This is a genomic window from Rhizobium sp. GCM10022189 (assembly GCF_042656325.1).
Lineage (GTDB): Bacteria > Pseudomonadota > Alphaproteobacteria > Rhizobiales > Rhizobiaceae > Rhizobium.
This window is the reverse complement of record NZ_JBHSOR010000049.1, coordinates 51,411-70,020: the sequence shown is the minus strand read 5'-3', so window position 1 is coordinate 70,020 and position 18,610 is coordinate 51,411. Positions and strand designations below refer to the sequence as shown.

General features: G+C 65.6%; 21 protein-coding genes. 15 read left to right on the top strand and 6 right to left on the bottom strand.

The window, feature by feature from the left end:
- The first annotated feature begins 9 nt into the window (after positions 1–9).
- From ACFPWW_RS21390 to ACFPWW_RS21360, 7 genes are all read left to right on the top strand, one after another.
- On the top strand, positions 10–429 hold the full coding sequence (locus tag ACFPWW_RS21390; protein ID WP_112756559.1) for a Na+/H+ antiporter subunit B: 420 nt from the start codon (positions 10–12) through the stop codon (positions 427–429).
- Positions 429–806: a Na+/H+ antiporter subunit C gene (locus ACFPWW_RS21385; protein WP_112568631.1), complete on the top strand. Its 378-nt coding sequence runs from the start codon at positions 429–431 to the stop codon at positions 804–806. The genes ACFPWW_RS21390 and ACFPWW_RS21385 overlap by 1 nt, the downstream gene beginning before the upstream one ends.
- Positions 807–846: 40 nt before the next feature.
- On the top strand, positions 847–2,394 hold the full coding sequence (locus ACFPWW_RS21380; protein ID WP_377313163.1) for a Na+/H+ antiporter subunit D: 1,548 nt from the start codon (positions 847–849) through the stop codon (positions 2,392–2,394).
- Entirely contained in the window at positions 2,391–2,870 is a 480-nt protein-coding gene (locus ACFPWW_RS21375; protein WP_112568635.1) for a Na+/H+ antiporter subunit E, read from the top strand. Before ACFPWW_RS21380 ends, ACFPWW_RS21375 begins: the two co-directional genes overlap by 4 nt.
- Entirely contained in the window at positions 2,867–3,178 is a 312-nt protein-coding gene (locus ACFPWW_RS21370) for a cation:proton antiporter (RefSeq protein WP_377313162.1), read from the top strand. Before ACFPWW_RS21375 ends, ACFPWW_RS21370 begins: the two co-directional genes overlap by 4 nt.
- Before the next feature lie 2 nt (positions 3,179–3,180).
- Positions 3,181–3,513 (top strand): monovalent cation/H(+) antiporter subunit G, encoded by a 333-nt coding sequence (gene mnhG / locus ACFPWW_RS21365; RefSeq protein ID WP_377313819.1) that lies wholly within the window; start codon positions 3,181–3,183, stop codon positions 3,511–3,513.
- 437 nt (positions 3,514–3,950) lie between these two features.
- Positions 3,951–4,382, top strand: a complete 432-nt coding sequence (locus tag ACFPWW_RS21360; RefSeq protein ID WP_112568639.1) for a MucR family transcriptional regulator — start codon at positions 3,951–3,953, stop codon at positions 4,380–4,382.
- On the opposite strand, the gene ACFPWW_RS21355 is transcribed toward ACFPWW_RS21360, so the two are convergent.
- Positions 4,310–4,870: a hypothetical protein gene (locus tag ACFPWW_RS21355; RefSeq protein WP_377313861.1), complete on the bottom strand. Its 561-nt coding sequence runs from the start codon at positions 4,868–4,870 to the stop codon at positions 4,310–4,312. The two genes, ACFPWW_RS21360 and ACFPWW_RS21355, sit on opposite strands and share 73 nt — an antisense overlap.
- Between ACFPWW_RS21355 and ACFPWW_RS21350 the strand changes: the two genes are divergently transcribed.
- Positions 4,812–5,237, top strand: a complete 426-nt coding sequence (locus tag ACFPWW_RS21350) for a YciI family protein (protein WP_377313161.1) — start codon at positions 4,812–4,814, stop codon at positions 5,235–5,237. The two genes, ACFPWW_RS21355 and ACFPWW_RS21350, sit on opposite strands and share 59 nt — an antisense overlap.
- Before the next feature lie 89 nt (positions 5,238–5,326).
- Here the strand turns inward: ACFPWW_RS21350 and ACFPWW_RS21345 are convergent, their stop codons facing one another.
- Positions 5,327–5,749 carry a SufE family protein gene (locus tag ACFPWW_RS21345; RefSeq protein ID WP_112568643.1) on the bottom strand — a complete coding sequence of 141 codons (423 nt, stop codon included), beginning with the start codon at positions 5,747–5,749 and terminating at the stop codon, positions 5,327–5,329.
- A 209-nt stretch (positions 5,750–5,958) separates the two neighbouring features.
- Positions 5,959–6,489, bottom strand: coding sequence for a DUF5330 domain-containing protein (locus ACFPWW_RS21340; protein WP_112568778.1), 531 nt, complete (start codon positions 6,487–6,489; stop codon positions 5,959–5,961).
- A gap of 450 nt (positions 6,490–6,939) precedes the next feature.
- Between ACFPWW_RS21340 and ACFPWW_RS21335 the strand changes: the two genes are divergently transcribed.
- Positions 6,940–8,478 carry a sensor histidine kinase gene (locus ACFPWW_RS21335; RefSeq protein ID WP_377313160.1) on the top strand — a complete coding sequence of 513 codons (1,539 nt, stop codon included), beginning with the start codon at positions 6,940–6,942 and terminating at the stop codon, positions 8,476–8,478.
- A complete protein-coding gene (locus tag ACFPWW_RS21330) occupies positions 8,450–9,403 on the top strand; it encodes a peptidoglycan-binding protein (protein WP_112568647.1) in 954 nt (317 codons plus the stop codon). The genes ACFPWW_RS21335 and ACFPWW_RS21330 overlap by 29 nt, the downstream gene beginning before the upstream one ends.
- Before the next feature lie 72 nt (positions 9,404–9,475).
- Here the strand turns inward: ACFPWW_RS21330 and ACFPWW_RS21325 are convergent, their stop codons facing one another.
- Positions 9,476–10,543, bottom strand: a complete 1,068-nt coding sequence (locus tag ACFPWW_RS21325; RefSeq protein ID WP_377313159.1) for an AraC family transcriptional regulator — start codon at positions 10,541–10,543, stop codon at positions 9,476–9,478.
- Positions 10,544–10,598: 55 nt separating this feature from the next.
- On the opposite strand from ACFPWW_RS21325, the gene ACFPWW_RS21320 reads away from it, so the two are divergent.
- From ACFPWW_RS21320 to ACFPWW_RS21305, 4 genes are all read left to right on the top strand, one after another.
- Positions 10,599–11,573 carry an oxidoreductase gene (locus ACFPWW_RS21320; RefSeq protein WP_377313158.1) on the top strand — a complete coding sequence of 325 codons (975 nt, stop codon included), beginning with the start codon at positions 10,599–10,601 and terminating at the stop codon, positions 11,571–11,573.
- A gap of 114 nt (positions 11,574–11,687) precedes the next feature.
- Complete coding sequence (locus ACFPWW_RS21315; protein WP_112705435.1) at positions 11,688–13,136, top strand: methyl-accepting chemotaxis protein; 1,449 nt, start codon at positions 11,688–11,690, stop codon at positions 13,134–13,136.
- A 37-nt stretch (positions 13,137–13,173) separates the two neighbouring features.
- Positions 13,174–13,512 carry a DUF1491 family protein gene (locus tag ACFPWW_RS21310; RefSeq protein ID WP_377313157.1) on the top strand — a complete coding sequence of 113 codons (339 nt, stop codon included), beginning with the start codon at positions 13,174–13,176 and terminating at the stop codon, positions 13,510–13,512.
- 122 nt (positions 13,513–13,634) lie between these two features.
- Positions 13,635–15,257: an ABC-F family ATP-binding cassette domain-containing protein gene (locus ACFPWW_RS21305; RefSeq protein WP_377313156.1), complete on the top strand. Its 1,623-nt coding sequence runs from the start codon at positions 13,635–13,637 to the stop codon at positions 15,255–15,257.
- On the opposite strand, the gene ACFPWW_RS21300 is transcribed toward ACFPWW_RS21305, so the two are convergent.
- A complete protein-coding gene (locus tag ACFPWW_RS21300) occupies positions 15,244–16,215 on the bottom strand; it encodes an oxidoreductase (protein WP_377313155.1) in 972 nt (323 codons plus the stop codon). The genes ACFPWW_RS21305 and ACFPWW_RS21300 overlap by 14 nt on opposite strands.
- A gap of 104 nt (positions 16,216–16,319) precedes the next feature.
- Between ACFPWW_RS21300 and ACFPWW_RS21295 the strand changes: the two genes are divergently transcribed.
- Positions 16,320–17,240, top strand: a complete 921-nt coding sequence (locus ACFPWW_RS21295) for an AraC family transcriptional regulator (protein ID WP_377313154.1) — start codon at positions 16,320–16,322, stop codon at positions 17,238–17,240.
- A gap of 73 nt (positions 17,241–17,313) precedes the next feature.
- Here the strand turns inward: ACFPWW_RS21295 and ACFPWW_RS21290 are convergent, their stop codons facing one another.
- On the bottom strand, positions 17,314–18,357 hold the full coding sequence (locus ACFPWW_RS21290; protein ID WP_112757924.1) for a DUF2336 domain-containing protein: 1,044 nt from the start codon (positions 18,355–18,357) through the stop codon (positions 17,314–17,316).
- Positions 18,358–18,610 lie beyond the last annotated feature (253 nt).

The following is an 18,610-nucleotide window of genomic DNA, read 5'->3' as shown; positions in this document are numbered from 1 at the left end:
AGGTGCCCGATGAACACCCTGATCTTCCGCACGGTCGCCCCCTTCATCACCGCGCTGATGCTGCTCTTTTCCGTCTTCATCCTGCTGCGCGGCCATAACGAGCCGGGTGGCGGTTTCATCGGCGGGCTGATTGCCGCATCGGCCCTGGCGATCTACGGCATCGCCTTCGGCGTGGACGCGGTCCGCCGGGCGATCCGCTTCCACCCGCTGGCGATTGCCGGCTTCGGCCTGCTGCTCTCCTGCCTTGCCGGGCTCATCTCCATTCTGTTTGCCGTGCCCTTCATGACCGGGCTCTGGGTCTATCCGGTGCTGGCAGGCGTCGAAGTGCCGCTCTCCAGCGTCATGCTCTTCGATCTCGGCGTCTATTTCGTCGTGCTCGGCGCCGTCGTCTCGATTGCGCTGGCGCTGGAAGAACGGGAGGTGGATTGATGGAAGCGCTGTTTGCCATCCTCGTCGGCCTGTTCTTTTCGGCCGCCGTCTATCTGATCCTGTCGCGCTTCTCGATCCGCATCATGCTCGGCATCGCCATTCTCGGCAATGCCGTGAACCTGCTGATCTTCACGGCGGGGCGGCTGACGCGCCAAGTGCCGCCGATCATCCCCGCCGGCGCCGACACGCTGCCGCCGGCGGCCGCCAATCCGCTGCCGCAGGCGCTGATCCTGACGGCCATCGTCATTTCCTTTTCCTTCCTCGCCTTCCTGCTGGTGCTGACCTACCGCGCCTACCAAGAACTCGGAACCGACGATACGACCCGCATGCACGACGCCGAACCGGAAGAGCGGCCGCTGCCGCCTGTGGGGTATTGATGGCGAGCAAGATTCGGATGCTCAAGGAAGGCACCACCTGATGGCCGCCCCCGTCACCGACCTCTCGGCCGCCATGCTCACCGCCCCGGTCCCGGCGGCCCACTGGCTGGCGATCCTGCCGGTCGCGCTCTGCATCAGTCTCGGCGCGCTGCTCCTGATGCTGCGCGGCCGTCCCCGCCTGCAGGCATGGATCGCCATCGCCGGCCTCGTTCTCCTGCTCGCCCTCGACGCCGCCCTCCTGCGGCAGGTGGTCGGGCACGGCCCGCTCACCATGGTCATGGGCCGCTGGCTGCCGCCCTTCGGCATTGCCTTTACCGTGGATGTCTTCGGCGCGCTGATGGCGCTTGCCGCTGCCGTCGCCGCCCTTGCCGCCGGCATCTATGCGCTCTCGGATACGACCGAAAGCGGCCGGCGATACGGTTTCTTCCCGCTTTTGATGCTGCTGATGGCCGGCGTCACCGGCGCCTTCCTGACCGGCGATATCTTCAACCTCTATGTCTGGTTCGAGGTCCTGCTCATCTCCTCCTTCGGCCTGCTGGTTCTCGGCTCCGAACGGGCGCAGATCGACGGCGCACTGAAATATGCGGTGTTGAACCTGATTGCCACGACGCTGTTCCTCATCGCCGTCGGCATCCTCTACGCGAGCTTCGGCACGCTCAACATGGCCGATATCGCCGAGCGGGCGGCGGGCCTCAGCGCCACGGCGCCGCTGATGACGCTCGCCTGCCTCTTCCTGCTCGCCTTCGCCATGAAGGCGGCGGCCTTTCCGGTCAATTTCTGGCTGCCGGCCTCCTATCACACGCCGCGCATCGCCGTTTCCGCCCTCTTTGCCGGCCTGCTGACCAAGGTCGGCATCTATGCGCTGCTGCGCGTCCTCGTCATGCTGCTGCCGACCGAGCGCGACGAACTCAGCCTGCTGATCGCCATCGTCGCAGCCCTGACCATCCTCGTCGGCGCGCTGGGCGCGCTCGCCGAGACGGACCTGCGCCGCCTGCTCGGTTATGTGGTGATCGCGGGCATCGGCAACATGCTGGTCGGCGCCGCGCTCGCCACGGCGGAAGGTCTCGGCGGGGCGATCGTCTACGCGCTGCATTCGGTGGTGCTGATGACGGCGCTCTATCTGCTGGCCGGCGAGGCGGGCCGGCGGGGCGGTTCCTTCTCGCTGGCCGCGCTCGGCGGCCTCTATCGCCAGAACGGCTGGTTTGCCGCGGTTTCGCTGATGCTGCTTCTGGCCGCCTGCGGCCTGCCGCCCTTTTCCGGCTTCTGGCCGAAAGTGCTGCTGGTCAAGGCCTCGCTCGATGTCGGCGCCTGGTGGCTGGCGGGCGCGGTGCTGCTCGGCGGCTTCCTGCTGACGATCGCCTGCGGCCGCGTCTTCCTGCTTGCCTATTGGCGGCCGGCCCCGCTCGCGCTGCCGCCGGTGCGCACCGGCTGGACGGACGGCCTGCCGCTTGCCGCGCTGACCGTGCTCGTCATCGGCTTCGGCGTCCTGCCGGAACAGGTGCTGCAGCTTGCCCGCTCGGCCGCCGACGGGCTTGCCGATCCCTCGGCCTATATTTTCTCCGTCTTTCCGGAAGGGACCGTGCGATGATCGTCCTGTTCCTCAGCCTGCCGCTTGCCATTGCCTGGGTCGCCGTCACCGGCAGCGCCTCGCCGCATAATTTCGTTCTCGGCCTTGCGCTCTCGCTGCTGTCGCTTGCCGTCATGCGCGAGGCTTTTGCCCGGCGTTCGCTGCCGCGCCGCATCCGCCCCCTGTCCCTGCTGCTGCTGGCCGGCCTTTTCCTGAAGGAACTGGCGCTTTCGGCCTGGCGGGTGGCACTGACGGTGCTTTCGCCGCATATGCGGCTTGCGCCCGGCATCCTCGCTTTCCCGCTCTCGGCGCGGACGGATTTCGAGATCGCCCTGCTTGCCAATCTCATCACGCTGACGCCCGGCACGCTCTCGGTCGATGTCTCCGCCGACCGGCGCACGCTCTATGTGCATGCGCTGGACTGCGCCGACCCGGACGCGGTCCGGCGCGATATCGCCGCCGGCTTCGAACGCCGCATCATGGAGGCCTTCAGATGATACCGCCCGCCGCCATCGTTTCCGCCGCCGCCGTCGCAGCGCTCGCCATCCTTTGTCTCGCCTTGCTCGTCACCGTCTGGAGGGTCGTTGCCGGCCCCAGCCTGCCGGATCGCATCCTGGCGCTCGACATGCTGACGGGCATCGCCATCGGCTTCATCGCCGTCGTGGCGGTGCGCACCGGCTTCTCGCTCTATATCGATATCGCCATTGCGCTCGGCCTCGTCGGCTTCCTGGCAACCGTCGCCTTCGCCCGTTTCGTGCTGTCGCGCGCGCGGGAAAAGGATGCCGGCACGGGCGGGAGGCGCTGATGGTGGCGGACTACGCGCTCGCCGTTCTCACCGCCGTCCTGCTGCTGGCAGGCGCGTTCTTCGCGCTCGTGGCGGCGATCGGCCTCGTGCGCCTGCCGGACCTCTACACGCGCATGCACGCCGCCTCCAAGGCCGGCACGGTCGGCTCCGGCCTGTTGCTGCTTGCCGCCGGTCTTTACTCGGGCGAACTTGCCGTATTTGCAAGAGCGCTGGCCGGTTTCCTTTTCTTCATCTTGACGGCGCCCGTTTCTGCTCACCTTCTTGCGAGAGCATCGCATATAACGGGGCATTTTCCGGCCGATATCTCAGTACGTGACGATATGCGAATGCGCTGAAGGCGAGGGCTACTCGGAAGTTCAAGCAATTTATGCAAACTTATGCACTGGAAGCACGAGTAAAGCTTGCGGAGCTGCTGACCAATTCTTTGTGATGGACTTTTTTTCTAGGAAAATCGCAATTAATAATTGGCCTTTTGGGAAAACGATGGTATTTGAAAATCCAAGTAGAGTTCTGATTGTGAATTAGAATCGTACTGCTTCCAAGTCCCCTAGCCTTGATTGCCAATGTCTAACTGGGTGGCGGCCTGGAAGAATACGTAGTAGCTCACCTTCAGGCAGTATTGGCGCTGAGTACGGTCTTCGGAATCTAGGGGTGGATTTCCGGTTTTTCGAAACAAAGGCTGTAGTCTGCTCTTTTGCTGTTTGGCTCTACGAAGAGGGTTCTTCGTCTTTTGGGAGAAGGACCGTTTGAGCATGCTAACAGGAGAAAGAATATGACGGATATGGCGACCGGCAATGCGCCGGAGCTGCTTGTGGAACTGACGGCCGATATCGTCGCGGCCTATGTCAGCAACCACGTTGTCCCGGTCAGCGACCTGGCCAATCTGATTTCCGACGTACACTCGGCATTGAGCAACACATCCGTACCGCAGCCGGTGGCAGCGGTCGTCGAAAAGCAGAAGCCCGCAGTCTCTGTCCGCAAGTCCGTACAGGACGAGCAGATTACGTGCCTGGAATGCGGCGGCAACTTCAAGTCCTTGAAGCGCCACCTGATGACGCATCACAATCTCGCGCCGGAAGAATATCGCGAGAAGTGGGACCTGCCGGCCGACTACCCGATGGTCGCCCCGGCCTATGCCGAAGCGCGCTCGCGCCTGGCAAAGGAAATGGGTCTGGGCCAGCGCCGCAAGCGCGGCCGCGCCTGACCATCATAGCGATCGACGATACGAAGAGCCGGGCCTGGTGCCCGGCTTTTTCGTCTTTGGCCGGTCCTTTCGGCCGCCTCATCGGTCGTCAGAAAACAAAGCCATTTATCTTCAAAAAAACGCGACAGGAAATGTCGGCCCGGCGATTGCCCATCCGTCTCATAAGCAATTCCAGCAAAAGTGCGCAGCGGTTTTGCGTGCGGAATTGCGTGAGGGAACGAGCAATTCCAGCAAAAGTGCGCAGCGGTTTTGCGTGCGGAATTGCGTGAGGGAACGAGCAATTCCAGCAAAAGTGCGCAGCGGTTTTGCGTGCGGAATTGCGTGAAAGAAAGAGCAATTCCAGCAAAAGTGCGCAGCGGTTTTGCTGGAATTGGGTGAATTGACGACAGGCGGGCGCTGATGCCGCCGCACAAAAGAGGAGAAGAGACAATGCGCGTAATGGTGATCGTCAAGGCCACGGCAGACAGCGAAGCGGGGGTGATGCCCACGACCGAGCTTCTGGAAGCCATGGGCAAGTATAACGAGGATCTGGTCAATGCCGGCATCATGCTGGCGGGCGAGGGCCTGCATCCGTCCTCTAAAGGCAAGCGCGTCGCCTTCGACGGTCCGAAGCGCATGGTCATCGACGGCCCCTTCGCCGAAACCAAGGAGCTGATCGCCGGTTACTGGCTGTGGCAGGTCAAGGACATGGACGAGGCTGTCGAATGGATCAAGCGCTGCCCCAATCCGATGCCCGGCCCGAGCGAGATTGAAATCCGCCAGGTCTTCGAAGCGGCCGATTTCGGCGAGGCCTTCACGCCGGAGCTTGCCGAGCAGGAAGAGCGCCTGCGCGAACGGATGGCCGAGGGCAAATAATCCTGTCGGCAGACGTTATCGTCAGGCGCCCGGCGGGTTTCCTGCGGGCGCCTGACCCGATCGCGTTGCAGCTCGGGAATATCCGCCTGTCAGGCGGCGGCGCGCACGCGCGCTTCCTCGCGGATGCGGTTGACCATCGAACGCAAGCCGTTGGAGCGCTGCGAGGACAGGTTTTCCGTCAGGCCGATTTTTGAGAAGATCTCGAAAGCGTCGAGCGAGGCGATGTCGGACGCCGTCTTGCCGGAATAGGTGGCAAGCACGATGGCCACCAGCCCGCGCACGATATGCGCGTCGGAATCGCCTTCGAACGTCATGACCGGATTGTCCGGATTGCCTGCCGTATGCGTCACCAGCCACACCTGGCTGGCGCAGCCCATGACCTTGTTCTCGGACGTCTTCTTCTCGTCCGCCAGGTCCGGCAGCGCCTTGCCGAGTTCGATGACATATCGGTAGCGGTCTTCCCAATCGTCCAGGAAGGAGAAGTCGTCGATGATCTGGTCGAGGGTTGCCATTCTGTCAGGCCTTTCGCTGTTACCGTCTGATATAGGCGAAGCGACCCCGGATTTGAACCGTTAAAAAGAAACGCCGCGAGGGATGGGCATCCTCGCGGCGCAGCAAACTGCTGAAATAAACAGGGCAGGCACGTCAGGCATGGGGCATCTCCGCGTCATGCGGACCACCGATGCAAGCTTGGGTGCGGGCGGATCGCCCGCGATATCGGTCAGATGGCCGGTTTCGGCGTCGGCAGCGGGATCGGACGGGCCGGAACGGCGCCGGCCGAAATCGTGCCGGTGACGACCTGCGCGCCGTCGTCGACCGGCGGGCGGTAAGGCTGCGGCAGGTGCGGCATCGGCTGGTTCAGCGCGGCCTGCGCCTCGCGCACCGTGCCGGCGACGGCCTCCGGCAGGGAAGGGGCAGCGAGCGCCACGGAGGCCGGCGGCACGGCCGTCCTTGCCGAAGCGAGGTTGGATGCGTCGTCGCTGAACTGGCTGTCGAGCAGCTCGTAGGCGACACGGGCGCCTTCTCGCGCCCGGTAGCCGAGCGCCGTCAGGGTCTCTCCGCCCTTGGCGCAGACCTCGGGCTTTTCGGAGCACATGCCGGTCAGATAGTCATAGGCGCCGCTTGCCGCCGTGAAGGCGTCGGAAAGCTGCAATTGCGGGCGGCCGTCCTTGTCGGCGCTCTCCGAAGAGAAAACGGAGAGTGCGACGAGCACGAGGCCAAACCAGAATGATCCTTTGATCAGAAACCACATTGTCTTGCCCATCCTGTTTTCCCGTCCGGTCTTGTCGCCGAATCGGGCCGGTTGTCCGGTGTGTCTGCACCTTACCGCCGAGTTGCGAATGCCGCTTTTCGAAACTTGTCGGCATTTGCGGCAAATTTAATTCGAATTTTAATGATCGGCATTTTCGGGGCATTTCACTCAAATTCTATCCACTGCCGTTAAGCATGGTGGCAGCCGCCGCCTGCAATTGCTGGGCTTTTGGCCCGCCGCTTTGCCACAAGCGTTAACGCGATGCTGAAATATGAGGAAAATCCGTCGCTTACCTGCTATTAACCACAAAATTCAAAGAGCTGCGCGGATGGCCCAAAATGGGACTTTTAGCGTTTTTGGGCTGTGGAAGGCGACTTTGCCTTATCCTTTCCTTAAGCCGCGGGGGCCTATTGTCCGGGGTAGTGAAAGGCCTTTTCGGGCAGGTATTGCGTGCGTGTATTGAGTGACATTGGCGGCCGGGCGACAGCCCTCGTGGACCGGGCAGCGGCAGGCTGGCTTTCCCGCACGAGCGGCGGCGAAGCCGTGCGCCAGAGCGAGCTCGCCATCCTGCGCCGTCTCGTCTTCCTCTCCTCTGCCGCGCTCGTTGCCGCTCCGCTCGGCCTCTCGCTCGTCACCAGCCCGGCTGTGGCGCTGCCGGCCGGTGTCGCCACCGTCTGCGCCGCCTTCCTCTTTTCCGCCGTCGGCTCCATCGCGCTCGCCCGCCAGGCCATTCCCCATGCGGCGGCCGCAGCCAGCGCCGACGATCTCTTCCTGGAGATGAGCCCCGGCCTCGTGCTCTTCCTCGATCCGCATGGCAGCGTGACGGTGACGGGCGGCCGCGACAAGCGCGACTATGTCTGCTGGATGCGCGACCTGAAGGGGCGCGGCTTTCTCGAGCAGGTGCATGTTTCCGACCGCATCCTCTTCCTGCAGGCGCTGGACGCGCTGCGCCAGGGCGAGGAAAAGGCGGTCGTCGATCTCCGGCTGGAGCGTCCCTCCGTCTCGCGCGACAACAGGCAGTTCGCCTACCTGCGGGTGGACATGACGGCGCGGCGCGATATCGACGGCACGCTTTCGGCCGTCATCGCCCAGCTGCACGACGTTTCGGTGGAGCAGCGGCTTCGCGCCGAGGCGCAGACGCGCGCGGCTGACGCGGAATCGGCCAACGACGCCAAATCCCGCTTCCTTGCCGCCGTCAGCCACGAGCTGCGCACGCCGCTCAACGCCATCCTCGGCTTTTCCGATATCCTGATCGGCGAATATTTCGGCAAGTTCGAGAACGAGCGCCAGCGCGAATATGCCGGCCTGATCCGCGAGTCAGGCGCGCATCTTCTGTCCGTCGTCAACACGATGCTGGACATGAGCAAGATCGAGGCCGGCCGCTACGAGCTGATGCTGGAGCCTTTCGATATCGGCGCGTCGATCCGCTCCTGCGAATCGATGCTGGCGCTGCAGGCCAAGAGCAAGGGCGTCACGCTGACGAGCCGCGTCCAACGCGGCATCGGCGAGGTCGTGGCCGACCAGCGCGCCCTGCAGCAGATCCTCATCAACCTCGTCGGCAACGCGGTGAAATTCACCGAGGCCGGCGGCGTGGTCACGGTCGATGCGGCCATGCGCGACGGCATCCTCAAGCTGACGGTCAGCGATACCGGCATCGGCATTCCCGCCGACAGGCTCGCCACGCTCGGCCAACCTTTCGTCCAGATCCAGAACGATTATACCCGCCGATTCGAGGGCACGGGTCTTGGCCTCTCGCTGGTCAAGGGCCTTGTCGCCCTGCATGGCGGCCATTTTGCCATTGCCAGCCAGCCGGGCGAGGGCACGATCATCACCATCGAGCTTGCGGCGGACGGTTCGGGAGCGCCGGCCGCAGAAGATAGCGGCCACGCCGAAATGGTCGAGTTCCCGCCGCGGCTGAAGGGCACGCCGGGTGCCGCAGAACTGGAAGAGGGGCTTTTCGATGGCCGCGCGCAAGCGAAAATCGCCTAAGGGCAGGAAAGGCCGGCAGCAGCCGGGCCTTCTGATGACCGGTGCGGCCGCACTCGGCAGCGTCGGCCTGCAGGGCGCAACCGCGCTGGGCGGTCTTGGCCTTCAGGGCGCCGGCGCCCTCGGCAGCGTCATCGGCCGCAATCCCTCCGTTGCCGGCGGCACGATCGCCTTCGTCGTCATCTTCTCCTTCGTGGCCGCCAACGCGCTCTGGTATCAGCCGGGCGCGCATCCGCATCCGATCTTCCGCACGCGCGATCCGGACGCGCCGAATGCCATCGGCTTCCGCCCGCAGGCCGGGCTGCAGGGCGATGTCACCACCTTCCGCATCGAGCGGCCGGACGATGCCGCCGCCACGACCCAGACGACGCCGCCGCCTGCCGCGGCCGGCCCGCAGCCGAGCCAGCTCGTCATGGATATCCAGAAGGAGCTGATCCGCCGCGGCCTCTATAACGGCAATGCCGATGGCGTCATCGGCCCGCGCACGAGTGCCGCCATTCTCTTCTTCGAGGAAACGGTCGGCATGGCCCAAAGCGGCGAAGCGACGCCGGACGTTCTCGCCGCGCTCAGAACCGATGCCGCCGGCGCCTCCACCATTCCCGTCGAGAAGCCGCCGGAGGACGTGACCTCCAAGGCGACGGAGGAAGACCCGGTCGCAGCCGCCATCCGCAGCGCCGAAAAGAGCGTCAAGACGGCGCCGGCCGCGCCGAAACAGGTTCCGCTGTCGGGCGTTTCCAGTGTCGATCTGGTGCTGAAGATCCAGAAGGGCCTCACCAACATGGCCTATGCCAATGTCGGCGTCGACGGTGTCGCCGGCGAACAGACCCGTGCCGCCATCCGGCATTTCCAGAAGCACTACAATCTGCCGGAGAACGGCGAGCCGAGCGAGGCCGTGCTGAAGAAGCTCAAGGAAATCGGCGCGCTCTGAGCGGCGGCTCCGCAAACCGTCCGATTGTTGCGGCAACGCCCGTTTGCCGTCGATGGCGCCGGCGCGGCCGGCTCAGCCCTGCCGTGCCGCCCCCGGCGAAGCGGCAGCCGGCCGCGGCGGCCGGTAATCTGCCGTCGGCGCCCGCCCTTCGACGTCGACCACTTCTTCGATCGGCCCGATATCGATGGCGGCCGAGGTCCGGTAGCGCTTCGGCGCGATGCCGGTCACGCGCTTGAAGGCATTGCTGAAGGCGCTTTCCGAAGTGTAGCCGAGCGAAAGCGCCAGCGAGGAGACGGGCATGGAGCCCTCGCGCAGGGCGCGCTCGGCCAGCCGCATGCGCCAGGCGGTGAGATAGGTCAGCGGGGCGACGCCGGCGACCGTCTTGAAGCGCAGCGCAAAACTGGTCCGCGACATGCCGGCCGATTTCGCAAGCTCTCCCAGCTGCCAGTCATGCGCCGGGTCCGAATGCATCAGCCTCAGCGCCGGCGCGATCTTCTCGTCGCCGAAGGCGCGCAGCCAGCCGACCGTCAAGGGCTCCGACGTCATGATATGGGCGCGCAGCACCTGCACGAAGATGAGCTGCGAAAGCTGGGCCGAGGCCAGCAATGCGCCCGGCTTGCCCGCCGCCATTTCCCGCACCAGCTGGTCGAGCAGCCAGCGCAGCACGCCGGCTTCCGCAAGGGCTGCCCGCACATGGATGACCGGCGGCAGCACGTCGAGCAGCAGCTCCATGCCGGTCGGCCCGAGCGCGATATGCCCGCCGATATAGAGGAAATCCTCGCCCGTGCCGTGGCGCGCCATGCCGTTGACCCTCTTTTCCCGGAAGGCGGTCACGGCGTCGGTGGGCGTCAGCGCCAGATCCGTTGCCAGCACGAAGGAATGCTTGCCGTTCAGCAATATCACGTCGCCCGCTTCGAGCAGGATCGGCGCGCTGCCATTGTCGAGCGCCAGCCAGCAGCGCCCCTTGGCGACGGCGCTGATCTTGATGCGGTTCGGCTGCGGAAAGGCGAGCGCCCAGGCGCCGCCGGCAATCAGCCCGCCGGCCATCAGGCAGCGGGCATCGAGCAGGCTGAGCATTTCGGAGAGCGGATCGCTTGTCATCTTTGTACGATGGCGCAAGAAATCGGGATTTACAAGCATTCAGAATCCCGCCTGCCGGACATAGATCTTCTCCAGACAGAAAAGGAGACAGTCCATGTCCACTCCCCAGGCTCCCATCGGCTCCGGCTTCGGCGCAGCGTCCACGGCGCAAGAGGTGATTGCCGGCCACGATCTTTCCGGCAAGGTGGCGATCGTCACCGGCGGTTATGCCGGCCTCGGCCTCGAAACTGCCCGTGTATTGCTGGCAGCCGGCGCCAAGGTCATCGTTCCCACCCGCAATATCGAGAAGGCGCGGGCGGCCGCCGAAATCGTTCCGGGTCTGAAACTCGATTATATGGACCTGATGGACCCCGACACGATCGACGATTTCGCCGACCGTTTCCTGGAAGGGGGCGAGCCGCTGCATTTGCTCATCAACAATGCCGCCGTTATGGCCAATCCGCTGACGCGCGACAGCCGCGGCTACGAATCGCAGTTTTCCACCAACCATCTCGGCCATTTCCAGCTTGCCGCCCGCCTCTGGCCGGCGCTGGTGAAGGCGGAAGGCGCCCGCGTCGTCGCCGTTTCCTCGCGCGGCCATATCCGCGCCGGCGTCGATTTCGACGATCCGATGTTCGAGAACCGGCAATACCAGCCCTATACGGCCTACGGCCAGTCGAAGACGGCCAATGCGCTCTTTGCCGTCTCCCTGGACGCTCTGGGGGCGAGGGAGGGCGTGCGCGCCTTCTCGCTGCATCCGGGCGGCATCGTCACGACCGATCTCGTCCGCCACCAGTCGCGCGAATATCTGCAATCGACGGGCTTTGTCGATGCCGACGGCAACCCGGTCATCGACCCCGAAAACAACAAGAAGACCATCGCCCAGGGAGCGGCGACCACCATCTGGTGCGCCGTCAGCGAAAAGCTCGAAGGCATGGGCGGCGTCTATTGCGAAAACTGCGATATCGCGACGGCCGTGCCCGCCGATTCCGACGCGATGCTCGGCGTGCGCCCCTGGGCGACCGACCCGGAGCTTGCCGAACGGCTCTGGCAGATGAGCGAAAGACTGACGGGCCTGACACCGAGCTGAAGAAACAGCCGAAGCACGGCGGCCATGCGACCTAAGTATAAGCCGCGACATTCTTAGCCAATTGTTAACCACGTTGTCTGAAGCTTCCCTAATGTAGCTTGGGGGAGCTCGATCATGCAGGCGTTGAAGGCGGTGGGGGAGAATGCCGCAAATGCGGCCGAGGAGCCGGATGGGCCGGATCGCGCGGCGCTGCGCCATATCCTCTCGCGCCTCGCCGAAGAGGCCTCCACGCTTGGCGTCGACCTCGTCGACATAGCCGGCGCCATCCAGGACATGGCGGCGATGTCGGCCCGCCATGCCGCCGCCTTCGACGACGTCACCCGCGCGGCCCTTTCCATCGCCGAAACCAACCGCTCCGTCGCCGTTTCGCTGCGCGAGACCGACAGCACCGCCACGCAGGCGCGCCGCATGCTGAAGGAATCGGCCGATCGCCTCACCGGCTCGGTCGAGGAAATCCGGCACATGGTCCAGTCCTCGGACGAGATCAGCACGGAAATTGCCGGCTTCTCCCGTTCGCTGACCGACGTGGACAAGGTGGCCGCCGAAATCGGCACCATCGCCCGCCAGACCAATCTTCTGGCGCTCAACGCCGCAATCGAGGCCGCCCGCGCCGGCGAGGCGGGCAAGGGCTTTGCCGTCGTCGCCTCCGAGATCCGCGCCCTGTCGCTGCAGACCTCCAAGGCGACGGCCTCCATTCAGGAAACGCTGGAGCAGCTTCGCGTTAAGATCGACCGTCTCTCGGCCGTCGGCGGCGGGGCGCGCAAGAGCGCAGCCGGCGTCAGCGAAAAGTCCGAGGCGATGCGCGGCGCCTTTGAAAGCATGGAGCATGTCATCACCCGCATCCTCGATTCCTCCGCCGTCATGGCCAATACGACCGAGGCGGTGGACCGCGATTGCGCCGGCTTCGTCGCCACGCTCGGCGAAATGTCCGCCGAGGTGCTGGATTCCAACGGCCGGCTGCAGCAGGCGGCAAAACGCGTCGAGAGCGTCGTCGGCCTGTCGGAAACGCTGATCCAGCTGACCGCGAGCGCCGGCGTCGAGACCGCCGACCGCCACTGGATCGAACAGGCCCAATCCGTCGCCGGCCAGATATCCTCCGTTCTGGAACGGGCCGTCGCAGAAGGCGCGATCGGCATGGAGAGCCTGTTCAGCCGCCAGTACCAGCCGATACCGGGCACCGACCCGGTGCAGATGATGGCCCCCTTCACCGAACTTGCCGACCGCCTTCTGCCGCCGATCCAGGAGCCGGTCGCCGCCTCGCACGAGCGCATCGCCTTCTGCGCCGCCGTCGATGAAAACGGCTACCTGCCGACCCATAACCGCAAGTTCTCCGAGCCGCAGCGGCCGGGCGATACGGTCTGGAACACGGCCAACTGCCGCAATCGCCGCATCTTCAACGATCGCGTCGGCCTTGCCGCCGGCAGGAGCACCGCGCCCTTCCTCGTCCAGACCTACCGGCGGGACATGGGCGGCGGCAATTTCGTCATGATGAAGGATATTTCCGCCCCGATCACCGTCGGCGGCCGGCATTGGGGCGGGCTGCGGCTGGCGGTGAAGGTATAGCGTTGCCGCCACCGTCCGCGCGGTCTATACCGCGCCGATGAGATTGCGCGCCGATATCTACGTTTCCGCTCTTGTCCGCAGGGTCTTCTCGGCGGGCGATTTTGCCGCCGTGGAGAAGAAGGGCGCGGAGGAAGCCGGCGCCATCTTCATCCGCCAGCGCTTCCGCGACGGGCTCGAAACCCTCTATGCGCCGGCCCCGCAGAGTTTATTCGACGAGGAGAGCAGCGGCGAGCGCCTGTTCGAAATCAGGCTGGAACGCGCCGAGCCCGACAGCGTGCGCGAGATGCTGGAGCGCGAGCGCAAGTTCGATCCCGACCTCTGGATCGTCGAACTGGAAGCGGACGAGATCTCGGACCTCATTCCGCTCGCCGGCTGACCCCGCCTTGAATCGATGCCGGTTCCCGGCTATTTTGCCGCCATCCGCAATACCAGCAGGACGGTGCTCCATGGATACGAACCTGATCGCAACGCCAATTTGCCTTGCCATCGGGGATTTCCATGCCTGCATCCGTTACCCTTTCCAATCTTTCGTGGTCCACGCCTGACGGCCGGCCGCTTTTCTCCAATATCGACCTGAGCTTCGGCGCCGAGCGCACCGGCCTCGTGGGCCGCAACGGCGTCGGCAAGAGCACGCTGTTGCAGCTGATCGCCGGCGAGCTGCAGCCGCAGACGGGCTCCGTTGCCGTCAGCGGCACGATCGGCATCCTGCGCCAGAGCGTGCAGGTCCGGCCGGACGAGACCGTTGCCGATCTCTTCGGCGCCACGCAGGCGCTTGCCGTTCTCGCGCGCGCCGAAAGCGGACAGGCGAGCGCCGACGAGCTTGCGGCTGCCGACTGGACGCTCGAAGCCCGCGTCGCAGCCGCGCTGGAACGATCGGGCCTTGCCGCCGGCCCGCAGACGCTGCTGGCCGCGCTATCCGGCGGCCAGCGCACCCGCGCAGCCCTTGCCGCCCTGATCTTCGAGGAGCCGGACTTCCTCATTCTCGACGAGCCGACCAACAATCTGGACCGGGACGGGCGCCAGGCGGTGATTTCGCTTCTCGGCGGCTGGCGCCAGGGTGCGCTCGTCGTCAGCCATGACCGGGAGCTCCTGGAGACGATGGACGCCATTGTCGAGCTGACGACGCTCGGCGCCACCCGCTACGGCGGAAACTGGAGCGATTACCGCGCCCGCAAGGCGCTGGAGCTTGCCGCCGCCGAGCACGATCTGGCCGATGCCAGGAAACGCGTGGCGGACGTGGCCCGCAGCGCCCAGGAGACGGCCGAGCGCAAGGCCCGCAAGGACAGCGCCGGCAAGAGGAAGGCGGCGCGGGGCGACATGCCGCGCATCGTCGCCGGCGGCCTGAAACGGCAGGCGGAGAATACCAGCGGCGAGAATGCCCGCCTTGCCGAGCGGCGGCACGCGCAGGCGCTCGCCGATGCCGAGGAGGCGCGCAGGCGCATCGAGGTCCTGCAGCCGCTCTCCGTCAGGCTGCCGTCGACCGGCCTGCCGCCGGCGCGGACGGTGCTGAAGATCGATGCCGTCACGGCCGGCTACACGGCGGGCGAGCCCGTCATCCGCAAACTCTCCTTCGATATATCCGGCCCCGAACGCATCGCCCTGACCGGCCCCAACGGCTCGGGCAAGACGACGCTGCTTGCGCTCGTTTCGGGCGATCTGCAGCCGTGGGAGGGAACGGTCCATGTGCTGGCCTCCGTCTCCATGCTCGACCAGCGCGTCAGCCTGCTCGATCCCGCCGCCTCGATCCGCGACAATTTCCGGCGTCTGAACCCGCAATCGGATGAGAATGCCTGCCGCGCCGCACTTGCCCGCTTCATGTTCCGGGCCGATGCGGCGCTGCAGATCGTCTCGACCCTGTCGGGCGGCCAGCTTCTGCGCGCCGGCCTTGCCTGCGTTCTCGGCGGCGCGACGCCGCCGTCATTGCTGATCCTCGACGAGCCGACCAACCACCTCGACATCGATTCCGTCGCCGCCGTCGAAGCCGGTCTCAGGGCCTATGACGGCGCGCTGCTGATCGTCAGCCATGACGCGGTGTTCCTGGACATGGTCGGCATCACGCGCCGGCTGGAACTGCCCGGCCGGGCGCATCAATCCGACCGGGAAAGGCTCACGCGAAGGTGATGCCGAGAAGCCTTTCGCTGAGCGTCCAGAGCCGTGCGGCCGCCTCGGTGTCCATCGCCCAGGGCATGACGCCGCGCAGCTCCTTCGTGTCGGCCGGCAGCGCCTCGGCAATGTCGCAATCCTCGCAATAGACGCCGCCCATGCCGTCGAGCTGGCGGCTCGTCGCGCACCAGACCGTGGTCGCCGCTCCCTGTTCGATCGTCTTGAAGAGGGCGGCGATATGCGCCGGGATATTGCCGTCGGCATCGCGGAAGCCGATCGCCTCCATATCCGCATCCGAGACGTAGCGGGTCAGTTCCGTCCTGATCGAGCCGGGGTGAACCGAGAAGGCGCGCACGCCGTGTTCCGCCCCGCGCCGGTCGAGTTCGAGCGCGAAGAGCGCGTTGGCGGTCTTCGACTGGCCGTAGGCCTTCCAGGCGTCATAGGGGCGGTGCCGGTAGTTCGGGTCGTCGAAATCGATGGCCGAGAAGCGATGCGCGCCCGACGACAGCGCCACGACGCGGGCCTTGCCGGCGCGTTTCAGCGCCGGCCAGAGCCATGCGGCAAGCTGGAAATGGCCGAGATGGTTGGTCGCGAACTGCCGTTCGAAGCCCCTGCCGTCATGGGCAAGCGGCGTGGCCATGACGCCGGCATTGCCGATGAAAAGATCGAGCGGCCGGCCGCTGGCGGCAAATTCCTGCCCGAAAGCATCGATCGAAGCCGGGTCGGCAAGGTCGAGCGGGCGGATCTCGATCCGCGGCAGGCCCTTGAGCGCCGCTTCGGCCTTGGCGGTATCGCGCGCCGGCACGACGATCGACGCCCCCGCCTTCGACAGCACGCGCACAGTCTCCAGGCCGAGGCCGGCATAACCGCCGGTGACGACGGCAAGCCTGCCGGTGAGATCGGCATGGCCGAGCGCTTCTGCTGCCGTCGTTGCGCGGCTGAACCCGGAGGGAAGGGGATATTGGGATGTCGGCATCAAATCCTCGCATCTGTTTTGTCAGTGGTCGAGGCTAGACCTAGACCATCGGATGTAGGATGATCCATGCGCTGAAATCCAATCTGCTTGCGTGATCGTCCTAAATGCTGGCTGCCGACCCCCTTTCCGATGTCCTCTCGCTGCTCTCGGCCAGGAGCCTGCTGTCGGCCAGTCTCCGGGCCAGGGGCGACTGGTCGATCCGCTTCGCCTCCGATGGGGTGAAGTTCAATGCCGTGCTGGAAGGCGGCTGTTATCTCGTCTCGGAGGGCGGGCAGGCACGCCGGCTGGAGGCCGGCGACTGTTTCCTGCTCGTCAATTGCGGCGCGCATGTCCTCTGCAGCGACCCGTCGCTGCCGCCTGTTTCGCCCTCCGAGGTGTTCGGCCCCGACCACACCGCCTGCATCCGTCCCGACCTGCCGGGCGAGGGACTGTTTGCGGTCGGCGGGCGCGTGACTTTCGACGATGTCGATGCCGGCCTGCTGCTCGATGCACTGCCGCCGATCCTCTTCGTCAGCGGCAGGTCGCGACAGGCGGCCGCCATCCGCTGGCTGCTGGCGCGGCTGGGCGAGGAATGGGACGAGAAGCGCCCCGGCGGCTCGGTTGCAGCCGATCATCTGGCCCAGCTTCTCTTCGTCGAGCTCATCCGCGTCTGGCTCGATCAGGCGGAGGCGGCAACGCCCGGCTGGCTGCAGGCCCTGGGCGACCGGCGCATCGGCGCGGCGATCCGGCTGCTGCACGGCGATCCCGCACGGAACTGGCGGCTGCAGGATCTGGCCGAAGCCGCCGGCATGTCGCGCTCCAATTTCGCGCTGCGGTTCCGCAAGCTTGCCGGCATGTCGCCGCTCGACTACCTGCTGCGCTGGCGCATGCGGCTGGGCGCCAAGGCGCTGCGCTCGGGCGCGCAGCCGATCGCGGCCATTTCCTATTCGCTGGGCTATCGGTCGGAAAGCGCTTTCAGCAATGCGTTCAAGCGCATCAACGGCATTGCGCCGCAGCAGTACCGGCGCGACCGGCAAAACGGCTAGAGCAGTCCCAGGAATTGCAGGGAAAACAATGCGCTAGAGCATCGAAGGCGCACCGCTTTCGCCTCAAATGCGTTCAGCGCGCCCGGATGACGCTCTTCAGATCGCGCAGCGGCGCCTGCCGGGTGAAGCGGTGGGCCGGAGCCTGCGGCTGGGCCGCCGGCTGGGCGGCGGCGGGGCCTTGCGGATTGTAGGTATAACTGTCGGCCCGCCGCCAGGCCTCCACGCGGGCATGGCACTCTTCCGGGTCCAGCGCGTCGAGGATGAGGAAGGCGCGGCTGACATTGTGCTGCACCTCGCCAAGATGCGGATAGAGCTTTTCCAGCACGAAGACGGCATCGAGGAAGCCCATGCCGAGGCTCGTCAGGGTCGTGGCGAGCTGCTGGCCCGAGAGGTCGAGCATGATGCGCTCGGCCAGCCACCGGCTGGCCGACAGCGCATCGGCAAGGGCGGTGGCGAAATGCGTGGCCTCGCGCGTGCGGGCAAAGCGCACCAGCAGCGCCTCCTGAATGGGAGAGAGCGTGCGAAGGCCAAGCCGGTCCTCGTCATCGCGGCCGAGATGGCCGGCAAGGCCGCGGATGCGCTCGCGCAGCGCCTCTTCACCGGCAAGGCGCCGTGCCTCCTCCTGGTCGGCTTCGGTTGCCGCCGGCATGGGCGAAAGCGGCATGGCCGGCGGCTCGGCGGGGGCTGCGGCCGAGGGGCGCGGCTCGGCCTGGCGCAAGGCCACCAGCGCGTCGATGACCTTTGGCGACAGCGCGTCGCGGCTGACGATCGCCTTCACATGCGCCGCGCCATGGGTGCGCGCGATGGTGATCAGCGTGTCGTCGCTGATTGCCTTGGAGGCGGTAAGGAAGGGGGCTGCGACCTCGATCGGCTGGTTGCCGATGAAGAGCGCGACTGCGGCCGGCATGTTCTCGCACTGGGAAAGGGCCGCCACGGCCTGGCGCCTTGCCTCCTCCGAGGAGGCCTGGAACAGCGGCATGAAGAGTTCGGCAAACTGGCGCAGTTCGGAGCGTGTCGGATGCGACAGGTTCTCGAAACTGCTGACAGTCGCCATTAACACCACGTCCTTCTTCCTGATGGCCATGGGGCCTTCTAGGTCTCGAAACCGGTCACGCACACGAACACCCTGAAAAACGCAGAACGAGCGGGAAACCGTGGGCCGACAAGCGCTGGCGGGACGCGCGTCAGACCATACGGTTATGAACAAATCCTACACCGGCAGGGTTAATGCATGCTGAAGATTCTATTAAAATGCAACAGAATTATACACGTTTCGCGTGTCGCGACTTGGTAAGCCGGCAAAATAAATCCGCGCACCCCGGAAGCGGGGCGATTTGCGTCAATCAGCCATGTGGATAAATAGCCGGCGA